Annotated in this window: 13 protein-coding genes and 1 tRNA gene; 9 read left to right on the top strand and 5 right to left on the bottom strand. The window is 39.1% G+C overall.

Annotated elements, in window-relative coordinates; translation table 11 throughout:
• Positions 1–2 precede the first annotated feature (2 nt).
• The 7 genes from miaA to KZZ04_RS11470 all read left to right on the top strand — a co-directional run bounded on the left by miaA (position 3) and on the right by KZZ04_RS11470 (position 6,999).
• The gene (gene miaA, locus KZZ04_RS11500) at positions 3–920 is read left to right on the top strand and encodes a tRNA (adenosine(37)-N6)-dimethylallyltransferase MiaA (protein ID WP_219422785.1); all 918 of its coding nucleotides are present in this window, start codon (positions 3–5) and stop codon (positions 918–920) included.
• 81 nt (positions 921–1,001) lie between these two features.
• Entirely contained in the window at positions 1,002–1,265 is a 264-nt protein-coding gene (gene hfq, locus KZZ04_RS11495; RefSeq protein WP_006791241.1) for an RNA chaperone Hfq, read from the top strand.
• Positions 1,266–1,280: 15 nt separating this feature from the next.
• Positions 1,281–2,564, top strand: a complete 1,284-nt coding sequence (hflX, locus tag KZZ04_RS11490) for a ribosome rescue GTPase HflX (RefSeq protein WP_058403822.1) — start codon at positions 1,281–1,283, stop codon at positions 2,562–2,564.
• A 106-nt stretch (positions 2,565–2,670) separates the two neighbouring features.
• The gene (hflK, locus tag KZZ04_RS11485) at positions 2,671–3,831 is read left to right on the top strand and encodes an FtsH protease activity modulator HflK (RefSeq protein ID WP_058403821.1); all 1,161 of its coding nucleotides are present in this window, start codon (positions 2,671–2,673) and stop codon (positions 3,829–3,831) included.
• 14 nt (positions 3,832–3,845) lie between these two features.
• Complete coding sequence (hflC, locus tag KZZ04_RS11480) at positions 3,846–4,724, top strand: protease modulator HflC (protein WP_058403820.1); 879 nt, start codon at positions 3,846–3,848, stop codon at positions 4,722–4,724.
• 212 nt (positions 4,725–4,936) lie between these two features.
• Positions 4,937–6,250, top strand: coding sequence for an adenylosuccinate synthase (locus KZZ04_RS11475; RefSeq protein WP_008128387.1), 1,314 nt, complete (start codon positions 4,937–4,939; stop codon positions 6,248–6,250).
• A gap of 110 nt (positions 6,251–6,360) precedes the next feature.
• Complete coding sequence (locus tag KZZ04_RS11470) at positions 6,361–6,999, top strand: tetratricopeptide repeat protein (protein WP_058403819.1); 639 nt, start codon at positions 6,361–6,363, stop codon at positions 6,997–6,999.
• Positions 7,000–7,096: 97 nt separating this feature from the next.
• On the opposite strand, the gene KZZ04_RS11465 is transcribed toward KZZ04_RS11470, so the two are convergent.
• Positions 7,097–8,944 carry a sodium:proton antiporter gene (locus KZZ04_RS11465; protein ID WP_058403818.1) on the bottom strand — a complete coding sequence of 616 codons (1,848 nt, stop codon included), beginning with the start codon at positions 8,942–8,944 and terminating at the stop codon, positions 7,097–7,099.
• 832 nt (positions 8,945–9,776) lie between these two features.
• Here KZZ04_RS11465 and proB point away from each other — a divergent pair.
• Complete coding sequence (gene proB / locus KZZ04_RS11460) at positions 9,777–10,883, top strand: glutamate 5-kinase (protein ID WP_058403834.1); 1,107 nt, start codon at positions 9,777–9,779, stop codon at positions 10,881–10,883.
• Positions 10,880–12,127: a glutamate-5-semialdehyde dehydrogenase gene (locus tag KZZ04_RS11455; protein ID WP_219422784.1), complete on the top strand. Its 1,248-nt coding sequence runs from the start codon at positions 10,880–10,882 to the stop codon at positions 12,125–12,127. Before proB ends, KZZ04_RS11455 begins: the two co-directional genes overlap by 4 nt.
• Before the next feature lie 61 nt (positions 12,128–12,188).
• Here the strand turns inward: KZZ04_RS11455 and KZZ04_RS11450 are convergent, their stop codons facing one another.
• From KZZ04_RS11450 to KZZ04_RS11435, 4 genes are all read right to left on the bottom strand, one after another.
• Positions 12,189–14,396 carry an EAL domain-containing protein gene (locus tag KZZ04_RS11450; RefSeq protein WP_219422783.1) on the bottom strand — a complete coding sequence of 736 codons (2,208 nt, stop codon included), beginning with the start codon at positions 14,394–14,396 and terminating at the stop codon, positions 12,189–12,191.
• Positions 14,397–14,439: 43 nt separating this feature from the next.
• On the bottom strand, positions 14,440–17,307 hold the full coding sequence (locus KZZ04_RS11445; protein ID WP_219422782.1) for an ATP-binding protein: 2,868 nt from the start codon (positions 17,305–17,307) through the stop codon (positions 14,440–14,442).
• On the bottom strand, positions 17,307–18,569 hold the full coding sequence (locus KZZ04_RS11440; RefSeq protein ID WP_058403814.1) for a PotD/PotF family extracellular solute-binding protein: 1,263 nt from the start codon (positions 18,567–18,569) through the stop codon (positions 17,307–17,309). Before KZZ04_RS11440 ends, KZZ04_RS11445 begins: the two co-directional genes overlap by 1 nt.
• A 149-nt stretch (positions 18,570–18,718) precedes the next feature.
• A tRNA-Ala gene (locus tag KZZ04_RS11435) sits at positions 18,719–18,794 on the bottom strand.
• Positions 18,795–18,866: the final 72 nt, after the last annotated feature.

The following is an 18,866-nucleotide window of genomic DNA, read 5'->3' as shown; positions in this document are numbered from 1 at the left end:
TGTTGAGTCAATTACCAGTTATATTTTTAATGGGTCCCACCGCTGCAGGTAAAACAGCATTGGCTATTTCTTTGTGTGAACACTTAAATACAGAGATAATCAGCGTCGATTCAGCATTAGTGTATAAAGGTATGGATATTGGCACCGCAAAACCTGACGCAGAAGAATTAGCTCGCGCCCCACATCATCTTATTGATCTGCTTGACCCGAGTGAAACGTATTCTGTTGCAGATTTTAGACGCGATGCAATAAAAAAAATTGATGAATTTCATCAACAAGGTAAAGTGCCTGTACTGGTTGGAGGTACAATGCTGTACTTCAAAGCACTTATAGATGGTTTATCGCCTTTACCTGAGGCAAACCCGGCTATAAGGGCTCAACTTGAATCAGAGGCTAGTGAGTTTGGCTGGCCACATTTGTACCAAGAACTAGTAAAGGTAGATCCACAAGCGGCACAAAAAATGAGCAAAAACGACTCGCAAAGAATTAACCGTGCGCTAGAGGTATATCGATTAACCGGTAAAACAATAACTGAACTGCAAAAGCAAAAGCAGCCGCCTTTACCGTATACTTTTCATCAATTTGCCATTGCGCCGCAAGAGCGAAGTGAATTACACCAGCGAATTGAAGAAAGGTTTAAAATAATGATAGATCAAGGGTTTGAAAATGAAGTTTCGGCCTTATATCTACGTAAAGATTTACACCACAATATGCCTTCTATTCGTTGTGTGGGCTATAGACAGATGTGGGATTACCTTGCGGGTGAAGTAAGTCATGATGAAATGGTATTTCGAGGTATTGCAGCAACTCGGCAATTGGCTAAGCGTCAATTAACCTGGTTGAGAAGTTGGCCTGATGTTACTTGGTTAACAACCGGCGATGAAGAAAACTTGCATCATGTAGTAAGTTCGCTAAGCTAGTAGTAGTTGGATATGATTTAGCTTTATTAAATGAGTTCAGCCACTTAATTATAATAACACCTAGAACGAAGGAAGAATAACATGGCAAAAGGCCAATCGTTACAAGACCCATTTTTGAATGCACTACGTCGTGAGCGCATTCCGGTATCAATCTTTTTGGTTAATGGCATAAAATTACAAGGTAAAATCCAGTCATTTGATCAATTTGTTATTTTACTTGAAAACACGGTAAACCAAATGGTTTACAAACACGCAATTTCAACAGTTGTACCTGCTCGCGCAGTCAACTTCCAAGGTGTTCAAGGGAGCGATGACACTGAAGAACCAGAAGCTGGAAACTTTTAATTAGGAGCGTAATGCTTGTTTGACCGCTATGAATCCGGCGAACAGGCAATTTTAGTTCATATCGACTTACCTAAAGAAGGGGATCGTGAAGATCTTCATGAATTAGAAATGTTGGTATCTTCTGCTGGTGTTAGTAGTTTGGCGGTTGTGCAAGGCAGCCGTCAAGCACCACATCCGAAACTATTCGTCGGTACCGGTAAAGCAGAAGAAATAGCTGAGATTGTCAAAATCCACAATGCAGATGTCGTTATTTTTAATCATCAACTCAGACCGTCACAAGAACGTAATTTAGAGCGTGTTTGTGAGTGTCGTGTGCTTGATAGAACGACCCTTATTCTTGATATTTTTGCTCAGCGTGCACGTACCCATGAGGGTAAACTTCAGGTTGAATTGGCACAACTTCGTCACATGTCTACTCGGCTGATCCGAGGTTGGACCCACCTTGAACGTCAAAAGGGCGGTATTGGTTTACGTGGACCAGGTGAAACTCAACTAGAAACAGATAGACGTTTATTACGTGTACGTATTCAAAGTATTCGAGCGCGATTACAAAAAGTGGCTGTTCAACGTGAGCAAGGCAGACGTGCGCGTAATCGTAATGAAATTCCAACGGTATCGTTAGTTGGTTACACCAATGCGGGTAAATCTACATTATTTAATCGTATAACGGACTCTGAGGTATATGCTGCCGACCAGCTTTTCGCGACGCTTGATCCAACTTTACGTAAACTTGAGTTGGGTGATGTTGGTCAAGTGATTTTAGCTGATACCGTGGGCTTTATTCGTCATTTACCTCATGATTTAGTGGCTGCATTTAAAGCTACATTAACCGAAACACGTGAAGCCGATTTACAGCTACATGTAATAGATGCTGCTGATTCGCGAATTAAAGAAAATATTGAGCAAGTGCAATCGGTGCTTAAAGAGATTGAAGCCGATGACGTCCCGCAGCTATTAATTTATAATAAAATTGACGCGCTTGATAATGTTGCTCCGCGTATTGATCGAGATAGTGAAGGCCAACCTATAAGAGTATGGTTGTCTGCACAAACAGGTGAAGGGTGTGAATTACTAAGCGAAGCCATTAGTGAGTTGCTTGCTAAAAAAATGTTTAGTGAAACGCTTTTATTAACCCCTTTATACGGGCGTTTAAGGGCTTCACTGTTTAGCTTAAATGCGGTGCATGAAGAGCGATTTGATGAACAAGGTAATTGGCTGCTAGATGTTAGGATGCCAATGGTTGAATGGAATCGCTTAATTAAAGAATTTGGTCCTGAAATTGTTGGTTTTATCAACTAAGACTAAAAATTGACGTTTAAATGTCGGTTTTTGTATGAGAAACGCGGTAGATTTGATAGATTTAACACAATTTCCTAATTTATTTAGATAACAATGGAGTATAGCTATGGCCTGGAATGAACCGGGTAATAATGGCAATGACAAAGATCCGTGGAACAATAAAGGCGGACGTGATCAAGGCCCACCTGATTTAGACGAGGTGTTCCGCAAGTTTAGTAACAAGTTCGGCAGCTTATTTGGCGGTAAAAAATCCGGCAATGGAAGCGGTGGCGGACTTGGCGGAGCCGGTATTTCATTTATCCTCATTATCGCTGCTATTGTGTGGGCGTTAAGTGGTATTTACACGGTTAAAGAAGCCGAACGTGGTGTTGTTTTACAATTTGGTAAGTATGACCGAATTGCTGAACCAGGCCTGCGTTGGAAAATGACATTTATTGAAACGGTTATCCCAGTTGATATTGAAGCCGTTCGTTCACTGTCGGCGTCTGGTTTTATGCTTACTGAAGATGAAAACGTGGTAAGCGTTGAGTTTCAGGTGCAATACCGTGTTATTGACCCATACCTTTACAAGTTTAGCGTAACGAATGCTGATAGCAGCTTAGAAGAAGCGTTAGATAGTGCACTACGTTATGTTGTTGGTCATGCAAAAATGGACCAAGTTTTAACCAACGGCCGTGAAGTGGTGCGTCAAAATACATGGGATGAGCTTAACAAGGTAATCGAACCATACAATCTTGGTTTAATTGTTACTGATGTTAACTTTAAAGATTCTCGTCCACCGACTGAAGTTAAAGATGCGTTTGATGATGCGATTGCAGCACAAGAAGATGAAGAACGTTTCATCCGTGAAGCAGAAGCATATGCGCGTGAAATTGAACCGCGTGCACGTGGTCAAGTAACACGTATGACGCAAGAAGCTGAAGGTTACCAAGAGCGCATTACATTAGAAGCACAAGGTGAGGTTGCTCGTTTTGAGAAACTATTACCGGAGTATCTAGCGGCTAAAGAAGTAACCCGCGAACGCTTATACATTGATGCAATGGAAGAAGTGTTAGGCAGTAGTTCTAAGGTGTTAGTTGATGTGAAGGGTGGTAATAACATGATGTACTTACCTCTTGATAAAATCATGGAAAAGCAAGGCACAGCAACACGTGTTGCACTACCAAGCTCAAGTGACATTCAAGACTTAAGGAACAAAGTAAATACATCACGTAATAGCACCGTTAATAGCAGCAATGACCGCTTTAACAACGATCGCTTTAACTAGGGGAGATAAGCATAATGAAAAATTTTAGTTTAGTAATATTACTAGTTGCCATTGTGATGTCTTTCTCGTCGGTATTTGTTGTACCTGAAGGGCAAAAAGCAATTGTGCTATTGTTTAGTAAAGTACAAAAAGATAACGATGATCAAGCGGTTGTTTATGGCCCGGGTCTGCATTTGAAAGTCCCATTTTTTAGCCAAGTACGTCGTATTGATGCGCGTATACAAACGCTAGATGGTACGCCGGATCGTTTTGTTACGAGTGAGAAAAAAGACTTAATTGTTGATTCGTTTGTTAAATGGCGCGTTAATGACTTTAGTGCTTTTTACCTGCGTGCCCGTGGCGATAAGCAATATGCTGAAACGCTACTTGAGCAAAAGGTTAACAATGGCCTTCGTACTAACTTTGGTACACGTACAATTCGTGAAATTGTATCGGGTGAGCGAAGTGAGCTTATGGAAGAGGCATTAGTTCAAGCATCTGAGAGTGCTCGAGAGTTAGGCATTGAGGTGCTTGATGTACGTGTTAAGCAAATTAACTTACCTCAAGAAGTAAGTAGTTCAATTTATCAACGTATGCGTGCTGAGCGTACTGCTGTTGCTAAAGAACACCGCTCTGAAGGTCAGGAAAAAGCAGAGACTATTCGTGCAAGCGTTGACCGTCGAGTAACGGTTATGCTTGCAGACGCTGAGCGTAATTCTCGTTCAGTGCGTGGTCAAGGTGATGCAGATGCTGCGGCTATTTATGCAAATGCGTATAACAAAGATCCAGAGTTTTTTAGCTTTGTACGTTCTTTAGAAGCGTATAAGAAAACATTTAAAGGTAAGCAAGACGTTATGGTACTTTCACCAGACAGTGACTTCTTCCAGTATATGAAAGGCGCTAAAGCGCAGTAGACTATATTTTTTACTTTTAAAATATAAAGCCTCGCACATGCGGGGCTTTTTGTTAAATACAATCTAGAACTTTAAATCACTGTTATATATGTGGTTATCTACTCATATTTTAATTTAATAATTCTTCGCAGAAAAAATAAGCTGAACAGGGGTGATCTTTACTTGGGTTTTCTGGTAAAATCTCGTCCTAATTTTCTCTAAGTGAATTTACAATGGGTAAAAACGTTGTTGTATTAGGCACCCAATGGGGTGACGAAGGTAAGGGTAAGGTAGTTGACCTCCTTACGGACAAAGCATCTTTAGTAGTTCGTTATCAAGGTGGCCACAATGCAGGTCATACTTTAGTTATCGAAGGTAAAAAGACGGTTCTACACCTTATTCCATCGGGTGTATTACGTGACAATGTTAAATGTGTGATTGGTAATGGTGTTGTTTTATCACCAGAAGCGCTAATGAAAGAAATTGGCATGCTTGAAGAACGTGGCGTACCAGTACGCGAGCGTCTTTTGATAAGTGAAGCATGCCCGCTAATTTTGCCTTTCCATGTAGCATTAGATGTAGCCCGTGAAACTGCTCGTGGCGATAAGCCAATTGGTACAACTGGCCGTGGTATCGGTCCTGCGTACGAAGATAAAGTAGCACGTCGTGGTTTACGCGTAGGCGACTTATTTAATCCAGAATTATTTGCAGCTAAACTAAAAGAAGTACTTGAATATCATAACTTCACATTAGTTAATTACTACAAAGTAGATGCTGTAGATTTCCAAAAAACGTTTGATGATGCAATGGCTGTTGCAGATATCTTAAAAGCAATGGTTGTTGATGTAACTGAGCTTTTAGACCAAACACGTTTAGCAGGTGAGCACATTTTATTTGAAGGTGCGCAAGGTACATTACTTGATATTGATCATGGTACTTACCCTTACGTAACTTCTTCAAACACGACAGCTGGTGGCGTTGCTACTGGTGCTGGTTTTGGTCCATTAAACCTTGATTATGTGTTAGGTATTATTAAAGCATACACAACACGTGTTGGTTCAGGTCCTTTCCCTACAGAGCTTTACGATGGTCTTGATAAGCAAGATCCGGTTGGTAAGCACTTAGGTGATAAAGGCCATGAGTTTGGCGCAACAACAGGTCGACTTCGTCGTACTGGTTGGTTAGATGCTGTAGCAATGCGTCGTGCGGTTCAAATCAATAGTATTTCGGGTTTTTGTTTAACTAAGCTTGATGTTTTAGATGGCTTAGAAACACTTAAAATCTGTACTGGCTACCAGCTTGAAGATGGTACAGTTACAAACGTAACACCATTAGCTGCTGAAGGTTACGAGAAAGTAACACCAGTATATGAAGAAATGCCAGGTTGGTCTGAGAATACCGTAGGTGTAACTTCACTTGAAGGCTTACCAAAAGCTGCAATTGATTACATCAAACGTATTGAAGAAATCACAGGTGTTCCAATTGATATTATTTCTACCGGTCCAGATCGTGTAGAAACTATGGTACTTCGCAATCCATTTGCGTAATAACCTAAAATGTAAAAAAGCTGCTTAATGCAGCTTTTTTTGTGTCTAAAATTCACCTTGGAACGATCTTTGTATATTATTTGGTAAGATTATTTTTGCACGTGGTGAATATGCGTCTATTTTTAAGAAATTCAGTATTAGCTGTATCGTTAGTGCCAGTATCTTTATTTATATCTTCCAATACGTTAGCGGATGAATCGCCTGCCGCAGTGCCGTTATACACTGAGTCAGAGCTTATCGCGCTTATAAATAAAAATGTGCATTTGCAGCGTGTAAAGGCAGATGATTGCCAGCTAGTTCAAGATATTGAAGCGCGAGCCAATAAAATGGCATTGCCTTCGTATCAGTTTTTATATGGCGACATGCTTGCTTATAACGTGTGTGTTGAGCGAAACGTAGAGCTAGGTGTGTATTATATGAGAAAGTCTGCTGAGCAAGGTTTAGCGGCAGCGCTTGAGCAGTTAGGTCGCTATTACGATACTGGAAGGTTAGTGCAGCAAGATAAAGCAATGGCAATTACCTATTTACGCGAGGCTTCAGCGCAAGGTAATTTAAAAGCGCAGCTACGATTAGTGAAGTTGTTTAATGATGGCTATGGTAGTCCACGCGATTTTGAAGATGCGTACCGCTGGTTATTTAATTCTATGGTGGCAGATAAAGCAACGCATAAGAAAATTGAAAGCGCCTTAACAAAGCTGGCTCAAAAAATGCCAAATAGTGTCGTAGAGCGTGCACGGTTACCTATGTAATAGCAATCTGCAGTAAACCTTAATTAAGCGTTACTGTAAATCTAACAAAACAAAAGCCCTAACATAATTAGGGCTTTTTTTGTGGAAATTACTTTATTTAACTTTGTTCTTTGTCTTTAGGCTGCGGGTCTTTTAATAACGACATTTTTGGTGGTTGCAATGCAACAATTCGCTCACCTTCTTGTGGTGGTTTTTCCATATTAATTGTAAATGGTGTTACTTTAGCTGGTGTATCGTCATCGCTGTCTTTATCCCCTTTAAGAATAAACAAAGGAATAGCCTCAGGGTTCATTTCTTGGTATTGCTCCCAACTAAACTCATCTGAAATACGTGTAGCACTCACTTTTCCGCCTTTAGCAATCACGCTGCTTAAACGAGCATATGAGCCTTCATCACCAAATAAAATTTGACGCGATAAAAAAGTTGCACTGTCTTTGTTGGCTTTAGCATGTGTTGTCGATGAGCGTAGCGAAAACACGTTTTTTTCATTGAGTAAATGAGAAAAGTATTGCACACCTAACGCATTATGGTGACGGTTTGGTGAAAGCGCTAAAACACTTCGAATAGTGGTGAGCGGTAAGTATCGTTCAGCGTGCTCTGATTGTGGATTACCGTAGTAGCAAGGTAGGCCATCCATGCGCGCCATTTTGCAGTTCTCCCAGGCTGGATCTGAAAGGTGTACAGGAATATTTTGCTCTTTCAAACCACGTCCTATTGCACGTGACACATGGTTAGCCCCAATGATTAATATAGTATTAGGCGATGGTTGGCGCACACCGAGTAGCTTAGCCACAGGTATAGCCGTTAGGCTTTGTAGTACCACAGTGATAATAATAACGGTAAATATAAGAGGGACTATTTTTTCTGCATCGGCCACACCTGCTTCCATCATACTCAGCGCAAACACCGAGCCAACTGCTGCGGCTACAATACCCCTTGGTGCAATCCAAGCGAGCACTAAGCGAGACTTAATTGGCAGGTCTGTGCCAAACGTTGAGATAGCAATACATAAAGGGCGTGCTACGAATAACACAATTGCTAAAAATATAAATACATCACTGTCTAACATCATTAAATCGGAAAGCTGTAGACGGGCTGCGAGTAAGATAAACAATGTTGAGATAAGTATCATCGACAAGTCTTCTTTAAACTCTAAAACAGAATCTATTTCTAAGTCGTCTTGATTAGCAAGCCAAATGCCAAACACAGTAACTGCCAGTAAGCCTGACTCGTGGCTTAAGTAATTTGATACAGAAAAACTGATTAATACCAGTGCTAAAATACCAAATTTATGTAATTCAAACGGTAGCCACTCACGGCGCATTAATTGGGTTGTCACCCAGCCAGCTACAACACCTATTGTTAAGCCAACACCCACTGTTTTAACTAAGGCGATAACAGTATGGCTTAATACCTCTCCTTGCCCAACAAGCATGACAGCTTCAAAAACCAGTACAGCAAATAATGCCCCGATAGGGTCAATAACAATTCCTTCCCAGCGTAAAATGCGGTCTATGTCTTGAGTAGGGCGCATGGAATTTAATAACGGTGCTATTACTGTAGGGCCCGTTACAACCAAAACAGCGCCAAGCACCGCAGCAACTCGCCAATTGAGCTCAAGTAACCAATAAGCACTTAAACTAATAACAACACAGGTTGCAATCATACCAATGGAGCAAAGGTTTCTGACTACTTTACTAATCCCTTTTAGCTCTCTAAAGTGAAGAGTAAGAGCACCTTCAAATAAAATAACAGCCACACTCAATGACACAACTGGAAAAAGTAAGTCGCCTAAAAGTGCATCAGGGTCTAAAACACCACTAAATGGCCCAAGTAAGAGGCCAGTGAGCAATAAAAAAAGAATAGCGGGTACTCTAAATGCCCAGGCCACCCATTGGGCAAGCACAGAGCAAAGTGCGATACCGGCTATGTAAATTGCTGACATAGATTAAGAATTCCTTATTATGATTTTATCTAAAGTATAACGTTATTAATTGTTATTAAAGGGGTATACACGGGAAAATCAACTATTGCTAATTAATTTTAGCCGCTTATACAATATTAGTACGTATTAATTATGGTTAGCGTAGCTAAATATTTTATAAATTATCAATAATCGTTGCTATCTCATTGTTTTAAAATTAAAAATCTCTAATTTTAAATGTTTTATAATGTGGTCGTCTGAATTTTAGCCTTGATCTTACCCCCTTATTTGGCGTATTATACTTCGAGTTCAAATAATTAGGTATCTAATTAAATTATTTAGGAAATAAATTTACCGTTAATGTTACGGTCATATTTGCTAGGTATAATCGTTATTTAGAAGCTAGTTGAGTATTTGAACATCTAAAATTTAATTTATTCGATTACTTGATACGGTTTATCTCAGCTATATAAAGTTTGAGTTGAATTGATATCTTTCAATGTTTAATCCCCATCGTGGCGGTTAAATCTCGGTCCTATAGTCTTCACCCTATCTGTTGGTGTACCAGACTTTAGAGGCTCTATGTATGTTGTTAATAGAAAAGCCACCAAGGCTTTTTACAGCGATGCATAAACAACACTTTTTAAACTTTCTTATGGGCACTACTTTCATTGCAAGGTATCTGCTCTTTTATATCTGAGCTTAAATTTAAAACATTACTTTTAGATTTTGGCTTACTTGTGTGCGTTTAAAAGTGTTGCTGAAAAACACAAATTCGAAGCTGCATTTACGGGTAGCTATTTAGTTTAGCTCATTAGCACTGAGCACAGATAAAATGGAAAGTAGAAGACTTATGCAAAAGTTAAATTGGCGACGCATTGTATTAAAAGTAGGTAGTGCACTAATTGCACCAGATCAAGACGGCTGTCGTTCTCGTTACATACTTACTATCGCACAGTTTATTGTTCGTTGTCGTGCTCGCGGCATTGAAGTAATTTTAGTTTCATCAGGTTCGGTTGCAGCGGGCTCGCATCTATTTCCATCAGACCAGCCTCGTTCAGTTGTATTGAAAAAGGCAATGGCCGCAGCGGGTCAAACTGAAATGATTGCTATGTGGGACCGCTTCTTTGATTTTCCATCTGCCCAGCTTTTGTTAACTCATGGTGATTTGCGTGACCGTGAGCGCTATCAGAGCATTCGTGAAACCGTATTTACTTTGCTTGAACATGGTGTACTGCCAATTATTAACGAAAATGATGCAGTAACAACTGATGATCTAAAAGTGGGTGATAACGATAATTTATCAGCAATGGTGGCAGCTGCTGCCGATGCAGACGCTTTACTTATTTTTTCAGATGTTGATGGTTTATACGATAAAAATCCGAATCTTCATGACGATGCTGTTTTATTACCTGAAATAAAATCAATTGATGAGTCTATTTATGCCATGGCAGGATGTGCTACAAGCTCTGTAGGTACTGGCGGAATGAAGACTAAGATTGAAGCTGCAGAAAAGGCAACATCGCATGGTATTGCAACGTACATTATCAATGGTTTTAAAGAAGAAACATTTAATCGCTTACTCGCGGGCGACAATCCAGGCACGATATTTTCACCATACGAAAAACCAATGCAAGACTCGGTGCACTGGATGACACATACTGCAAATGAGCAGGGTGAAGTTGTGGTTGATGGATCGTTTGATGAGTCAATTGAAGGTGAAACAGGCATTATTCGCGGTGATGAAATTGTTGAAGTACATGGTGAGTTTGCAATTGGTGACACCATACTTGTTAGAAGTGAAGATGGTACGCGTTTAGCTAAAGCGACCGCAAATTACAGTAGTTGTTTGTTGAATTTTATTGCGGACAACGAACAAAGTGAATTTAGTGAAAAAATGCAGGACTCTATTGGTCCTGTCATTTCAGAAAAAGATATCGCATTATTGGAGAAGTCATGAGTTTAATTACGGATATTTCGCGTCAAGCAGCTAAAGCTGCAAACACACTTGCTTTACTCGACACCGAGACAAAAAATCAAGTATTAACAGAGATGGCTGCGGCATTAAGAGAGCAAAAAGCATTTATAATTCAAGAAAACGAAAGTGACTTAAGCGCTGCTCGCGACAACAATCTACCCGCGGCAATGGTTGATCGTTTAACACTGAACGATGAACGCATTGAATCGATGGCTGAAGGTATCGAAGTAATAGTGAGCCTTGATGATCCAGTGGGCCAACTTCGTGAAATTACGGAACGACCTAATGGTATAAAAATTCGTAAAATGCGCGTTCCGCTAGGTGTTGTTTGTATGATTTATGAAGCACGCCCTAATGTTACAGCAGATGCCGGTGCTTTGTGCTTTAAATCGGGTAATGGGGTTATTTTACGCGGTGGTAAAGAGGCACTTAAAAGCTCACAAGCTATTGCAAGTGTAATGCACACTGTACTTGAAAAGCACAACTTACCTGTTTCATTAATCTCAGTTATTCCAGATCCCGATCGTGGACTTCTTATGGAGTTAATGCAACAACGTGATAGCATCGATTTAATCATTCCTCGCGGCGGTGAAGGTTTAATTAACTTTGTTACCGAGAATAGTACGATTCCTGTTATTCAGCATTACAAGGGCGTTTGTCACCTGTACGTAGATAAAGATGCTGATTTAGAGGTTGCGATTAATTTATTACTTAACGGTAAAACACAACGAACGGGTGTATGTAATGCACTTGAAGGCTTGGTTGTACACGAAGATATCGCCGATGAATTCTTAAACCTGTGTGCTGTAGTGCTTCGTCAGGAAGGTGTAAAGATCAACGCAGATAGTTTTGCGGCTAAATACTTTGATAATGCAACGGTGTTGGCTGACAATGAATTCGGTGAAGAATACCTTGATTTGGAGATTGCGATACGCATAGTGCCTACATTTTCAGCTGCTGTTGAGCACATTGCTCAATTTGGCTCAAATCATACAGAAGTTATTTGTACTAAGAACCAAGCCGCAGCTGAGTTGTTTCAACGCAGCGTAGATGCGTCAGTCGTAATGGTAAATGCATCATCTCGTTTTTCTGATGGTTCTCAGTTAGGATTAGGCGCAGAAATTGGCATTGCAACGTCTAAGCTTCATGCGTACGGTCCTATGGGACTTGAATCACTTACTACAGAAAAGTATTTAGTGAATGGCGAAGGTCAAGTTCGCGAATAAATTTTATATTAATTTAGCAAAAAGCCGAGCATAGCTCGGCTTTTTATTTTAATGACAAAAATCATTTTAATTTAGCTAGCCAATCGTTTACTGGCTCAGGTTTATGCAAATGATAACCCTGCAGTATCACCTCCGGATATTCCTGTAGTAAATCGAAGTGCGATTGGTTTTCGACACCCTCTGCAACAACGTCTAATTCAAATAAACGTCCCAAACTCACAATCATATCTATTATTAGTTTATCATTTTTATTTGTTGGCGCTTCGAGCACAAAAGAACGGTCTATTTTAAGTTCTTGAATCGGTAATTGCTTTAAATATGTGAGGCTTGAATAGCCAGTTCCAAAATCATCAATTGATACTTTTACACCCAATTTTTTGAGGTTATGCACAGCTTCAATAGCAGAGTCCATATTATTTAGTAGCGTACCTTCAATAATCTCTATAGTGAGTTGCGACGCAATAACATTATTAATTGTTAGCTGTTCAACTAAAAAGGCTAAAAAGCGTGGCTCATGGAAATGTCGACCACTTATGTTTATTGATAAACTTAAGTGAGGGTGCGTTTGATTAATCTTAACTAATGTTTTTAAAGCATTTTCACATACCCAGCAGTCTAAGTCATAAATAACGTCAGACTCTTCTGCAATAGAAATAAACTCACTGGGGCTAATAAAGCCTTTCGTTGTGTGTTTCCAACGAAGTAAAACCTCAGCTCCTTTTAAAATTTGATTACTATCATATTGGGACTGTAAATGAAGTGATAACTCGTTATAAGCGATTGCTTTACGTAGGTCTTGCTCAATTTCGAAACGTCTTTTTGCTTGTTCACCAAATGAGGTGTCAAAAAATGTAACTCGGTTACCCCCTTTCTCTTTTGCTTTATAGCAGGCAGCTTCACAGTTTCTGATAGTCTCAATAGCGCTTTCCCATTGCCCATGTTGCGGGAATATATACATACCAATACTTACTGTTAGGCTAACCTCTTGCAAATCAACAAAAAAAGGTAGTCTTACGGATGTAAGAATTTCTTGTGCTTTTTTCTCTGCAATAATTTGAGCCCTAGCTCTGCCAATGCCTTTATCTAGGACTGACAACGTTGCAAAGGCATCGCTTCCCAAGCGGGCAATAATATCACTATTATCAGTATTTTCATGGATACGCTTCGTTAGTTCTTTTAGGACATGGTCACCGGCTAGCAGGCCCATTCCATCATTAAACGAGTGAAACCCATCTACATCGATAATAAAAATATAGGCAAAATTTTTGTCAGTGGAACAGTTTTGTAATTGCTGCTCTAACTGCTTTAAGAAGCTGTTACGATTAGGTAGGGCGGTTAATTCGTCATGCCAAGTTAAGTAATCTATTCGCTCCTGAGTCACTTTTAGGCTTGATATATCGCTAAATACACCGATGTAGTGATCGTTGGTATCGTGTTCATTTTTTACAAGGCTTAACGTTAGCAGTTCAGGATATAACTCACCACTTTTGCGTCGGGTAACTAACTCACCACTCCAGTAGCCGGCTTCACTTGCGTGTTGCCATACTTGTTCAAAGTTTACATTTGGCTGATTATTTTGTTTGATATCGTGAATGTGCATATTTAACGAGTCATCTTCATCGTAACCCGTGATGCGGCAAAATGAAGGGTTAACCGCGATTATTTTGCCTGCACTGTTGGTTATCACAACACCGTCAGCTGTACTTGTTAGTGCGTGAAAAAATAGTTGATGTTTAGATGATAGTTGTTTTAATTCTTTTTCTCTAACATCGAGCTCCATCGCTAAAGATTCTATTTCAAGCAGCTTGTCATTTAGGTCAAAGTTTTTCTCTATTAATCGGTCTAGCATACCTTGTGCTGTTATATGTGTACGAATGCGAGCTCTGACCAAGGCTAATTTATAAGGCTTGTGAATATAGTCTATGGCGCCCATAGCAAAGCCTTTTTCTTCTGACTCTTCTTCTGTCAGTGCGGTAACAAATATGATCGGAACGCTTTTTGTTTTGGGTTTCCCTTTTATTATGGTGCACACTTCATAACCATTCATTCCCGGCATCATTATGTCGAGTAAAATTAAATCTGGGCGGGTAGACTCAATAAACGTTAGTGCTTGTTCTCCACTTATCGATATTCGAACATCGTAGTCGGTTGAAAGTCCTTCTACCAAAACATGTAAGTTACTTGGTTCGTCATCAACAATTAGAATTAAAGGTTTTTGTCGTTGCGCTTTTTCTTCACTTTTATTTGTGGTGGAATAAGTTAAATGCACTATTAATCCTTTTTACATAGTATTTAAATTCTGAATCACTCAATCATAAATGCTTTGTGTCTGCTTTATATGTTTCAATAATCGAAATTACAGACGGATAGTCGAAATTATTAATCGCCTCTATTAGTTTTGATAAGGCGTGTTCAGTATCATAGCTATTCGCTTCTAAATGCCTTTTTAGGTAGTTTGGGATAGGACGAGACGCTAATGCTAGTGAGTGAATCTCATTTATCACTACCAGCTCATCTTCGAGATTGTGTCGTTTCGGCTCTATTTTTTCCAAATTGAGTGTCGCTAATAATTCTTTAATAGAAAAAAGCGTTGCTGCCAAATTTTCTTTTAATAAATCTATATTAAGCGAGTTTTCCTCAAGTAGTGCTTTTTCAGTCTCTAATGCACATTTTTGCAACTTTTCTAGCCCTAATGTACCCGCTAACCCCTTCAGTGTATGCACCGTTCGCTTTAAAGTAGCAACATCATTATTGTTTATTAATAAATCAGCCTTCGCTGAAAAGTCATTATTACCATCTATAAACCGAGTAAGCAATGTCATGAGTAAGGTTTCATTGTTATCAACGTTTTGCTTTGCTTTTACTAAATTTATTGTTTGCAAATTATCTCTACTTTTTAGGTGGTTATCTAAGCTTTCGTAAAGCGCGTCAAATACAATGGGTTTAGCCAAAAAGTCATCCATACCTGCATCAGCGGCTGCTTTTTTATCTCTGGGCTCTACAGCAGCACTTAAAGCAATAATAGGCATATTGTATCCTTTAGCTCTTAGTTGTTTAGTGGCTTCAAGGCCGTCCATATGGGGCATTTGTATATCCATAAATACAATGTCAAAGTGTTGAGCTGATACTTTATCTATAGCGTCTAGCCCATCGTTTGCAATTGTTGTATTAAGGTCAAATTTACCTAGCATTGCAGAGGTTATTTCTTGGTTAAGTTTGTTATCGTCCACAACAAGTGCTTTAAAATCAGTTAGTTTTGGCAGGACTACCTTTGCAGGTAAAGGGTTGTTTTTGCCAGCAGTGTCATTAATTAATTGCTGTTCTGCAATGGTGAATGGAAGAGTAAATAAAAACTCACTTCCTTTGCCAAGTTCGCTTTTTACTTGTATGTCACCACCTAATAATTTGGTTAACTGTTTGCTAATCGTTAGGCCAAGCCCTGTGCCTCCGTACTTTCTTGTTGTACTTGAGTCGCCTTGAGCAAATGATTCAAACACCCTATCAGATTGGGCTTGCGTCATACCAATTCCGGTATCACTAATGCTAAAGCGCAACTGTACTTTGTTTTCTTTTTGAAAAATGACTTCTATGGTTAATGACACCTCACCCTTATCGGTAAACTTAATGGCATTACCAATGCAATTATTAATTATTTGATTTAGCTGTATAGGATCGCCCAACAGAGTCAAGTGTCTGTCGGCATGCACAACACAATTTAATGCTAGTCCTTTTTGTTGTGCATTAATCGAAAATAAATCTTCAACGTTAGATACGATCGTATCAAGTGTAAAAGGAATTTTCTCAAGTTTGACGTTATCAGAATCGAGTTTTGAAAAGTCTAAAATATTGTTTAAAACTTGCAGCAGGCTCTGCGCACTAGAAAATGCTTTTTTAGCATATTGCTCCTGCTTAGCGGGCATTTCACTACTTTGTAAGAGTTGAAGCATACCCAATATTCCGTTCATAGGAGTGCGAAGTTCATGGCTCATATTGGCTACAAAATCTATTTTTTTTTTATTTGCTCTGTTTGTTTCTTCTATTGCACGTGTAAGGTCCGTATTCATTTCTGCCATTTTTACATTTAAAGCGCGTGTTTCATCAAGTAATTGCTTCGTTTCCTCACTTTTTAAATAAAGCGTATTAGCTGCTTTTAACACAGATGCAATTTCGGTTAGCTTTGCATGCTTATTTTTTAGTTTAATCGGCTCACCTTCATTCATACTATTAAGTAACAGGGTAAGCTGTGAAATAGGCTTGATAACAAAGGTAAAAATAAAATAACAAAGGAGTAAAAGGATAATTAAAATTAAAAAGGTAAACAGGCTGCTTTGCTTAGTTTTTTTTGTCAATTCGCTATTAAACTGTAATTTAGCCAAGTTTAGCTTTTCTTCTTCAGCGCTTTTAATTTTATTAGATAGGTATAAAAGTTCGTTTTCGATCCCTGTAAGCACTACATTTACAGAGTACGTATAACTGCGAGTTAGAAGTATTAGTTGGTTATGTGTTTTTTTTAAATTAATTGTTTTATCAAGCAAGGAGTCATTAATAGCCGACATACGGTTAATTTTTGTGTGCAAAAACTCTAGATTTTGCTTCACATTTTGAGCTTCATCAAAATTAGGTTTATAAAGATAGCTGACAGCTGCATGCTTAAGGTTACTAATGGTTAGTAAAATATCATTGTAGAGAATTTTTTTATCTTCATTTGATAGTGACTCAAGTGCCATTACCTTTTTTTGTAGCTCTTCAATGGGCTGTTTAAATCCAGATGAGTATATTTGCTCGCGCTTTTGTCTGTTAATAACTACTTTTTCAAATGTAGTTTCATAGTTTTTTAGGTGCTCGCTGAGGCGGGTAAGCATATTTTTATATTCAGGGGTTTTGTCTAGTGTGTTTAATGTTAATTGCCCTAAATGACTATTTGCTTGGTCTAAATATGTTTTAAACTTTGCAATATTATTTTTATTAGCGTCATCAATAAATGAAACTGCATGACTTTGTAAGGCCATTACATCTCTTTCTAGCTTTACGACAGCTTCACTTTTACTAATTGCATTGTTTTGAATGTTTTGCAGGCTGGTTAACGATTTTTGTAAGTGGTTAAATAAATAACTTTGTAAAAGAAGTAGTCCAGCTAGTACCGCTAAGGTCGCAATTATTTTTGATTTAATAGAACGCATTATCGACTTATTAACTCATACCACTTTTGTAAACTGTAGTCGTAGGTTGGCATAACGGTATTCCACACTGCAACGTTACTGAAGCGCTTAGTATAGCTTCCGCCATTTCTTTGCTCGCCTTTTCTAACTGCAATATTGCCATTTGTCTCGAGTAAATCAGTGTTTGCGGTTTTGCCGTCATACCAATAGTCCCATTCATCCTGTGAAAGTAGTGGTTTAGAGCGTTGTGGGTTACTTATGTAATAACCTTGACGAGCAATAAAAGCACCGGGCCATCCAGATAACCACCAATTCATATAATCGTAAGATGCATCTTTTACACTATCATGGGTTTGTGACGACAAGCACATTACACCATGCCAGCCTCTGTAGCCTTCTTTAGGTGCTGCAAAGCGCACATTTATGCCTTGGCCATTTAGCGCAGATACCGCAGGAGAAAACATACTTTCAATATGAACGCGTTCATCTTTCATAAACTGAACAGATTCAGGCACTGAGTTCCAATAACCGCTAAAGTGGCCTTGGCGTTTGAGCTCAAGCAGTACCTTAAATAAGTTATCCAATTCAATACGAGTCATTGCCCCTATATTGTTAATTTTCACAAGCCCTTTAGCTTTAGCAGCAAGCGCTAAGTCAAATAAACCAATAGTAGGCGCATTTACAATACCTACTTTTCCTCTGTGTTGCTCATCCAGTAACCATCCCCAACTTTCAGTTTCATAGGCAATTCCGGGTTTAATAAATTTAGTGTTATAACCAAAGGAGTCTACATTGTGCACGTAGGGTAAAAAGCTTATTAAGTCGCTTTCTTGCTCACTGAGTGTGCCATCAGGTTGTACATTTAATATTTTAAAGGGGGCGTCGCCGGCGCCAATATTGGCGTTTTCTGACAGCTTACCTGTTTTTGTGAGGCTATTTATTTCGTTAAAATAGGTAAGGCGTTTTTTTTCTATAGGCTGAATGGAGCCTGCGTTCCACAATACATTAATACTGTTTGACCACTGTTCGTATAAATCAAATGAACTAGGGTCCATTGATGCTCTCTGTAAAACTGCGGCACTGCCAGCGGGCGTAAATTCAATATTAATGCCTAAATCACTCATGGCTTGCTTACGAATCGCATCTTGTAATGTTACATGCGTCCCTAGCACTCTTATCGTTGTTTTATTACGAGCAAATACATAAGGAGCGTGCGTTATTGCTCCTGCAGTTAAGCCTATAGCTGCAAGTTTTTTGAGTGTTGAGCGTTTTGGAGAGTCCATGATTAACCTAAGGCATTAATAGATATACAAGTATGTATAGCTAATAATTGATAAACACTCAAGCTAATAGAGATAAATGAAAAACAAAATAAAATTAATGAATTAGGGTATTTCGAGGTGAAATTATATCTAAGAAAGGAGTAGGAAAGTGGTGGAGCTAAGCAGGATCGAACTGCTGACCTCCTGCGTGCAAGGCAGGCGCTCTCCCAGCTGAGCTATAGCCCCACATTCCTAGTTTATGTAAAACATAAACGCTTGGCTGCTGAGTTCCAAGCGGGACGAACTTTAAGTTTTTTT

This window comes from Pseudoalteromonas sp. CR1, assembly GCF_019392235.1.
Classification (GTDB): Bacteria; Pseudomonadota; Gammaproteobacteria; order Enterobacterales; family Alteromonadaceae; genus Pseudoalteromonas.
The sequence above is the reverse complement of the archived record's forward strand: the minus strand, read 5'-3'. Positions and strand labels throughout refer to the sequence as shown.

Coding starts and splice junctions, on each gene's coding strand:
- hfq (WP_006791241.1), top strand. CDS start 1,002: ATGGCAAAAGGCCAATCGTTACAAGACCCATTTTTGAATGCACTACGT.
- hflK (WP_058403821.1), top strand. CDS start 2,671: ATGGCCTGGAATGAACCGGGTAATAATGGCAATGACAAAGATCCGTGG.
- hflC (WP_058403820.1), top strand. CDS start 3,846: ATGAAAAATTTTAGTTTAGTAATATTACTAGTTGCCATTGTGATGTCT.
- KZZ04_RS11475 (WP_008128387.1), top strand. CDS start 4,937: ATGGGTAAAAACGTTGTTGTATTAGGCACCCAATGGGGTGACGAAGGT.
- KZZ04_RS11470 (WP_058403819.1), top strand. CDS start 6,361: ATGCGTCTATTTTTAAGAAATTCAGTATTAGCTGTATCGTTAGTGCCA.
- KZZ04_RS11465 (WP_058403818.1), bottom strand. CDS start 8,944: ATGTCAGCAATTTACATAGCCGGTATCGCACTTTGCTCTGTGCTTGCC.
- proB (WP_058403834.1), top strand. CDS start 9,777: ATGCAAAAGTTAAATTGGCGACGCATTGTATTAAAAGTAGGTAGTGCA.
- KZZ04_RS11455 (WP_219422784.1), top strand. CDS start 10,880: ATGAGTTTAATTACGGATATTTCGCGTCAAGCAGCTAAAGCTGCAAAC.
- KZZ04_RS11445 (WP_219422782.1), bottom strand. CDS start 17,307: ATGCGTTCTATTAAATCAAAAATAATTGCGACCTTAGCGGTACTAGCT.
- KZZ04_RS11440 (WP_058403814.1), bottom strand. CDS start 18,569: ATGGACTCTCCAAAACGCTCAACACTCAAAAAACTTGCAGCTATAGGC.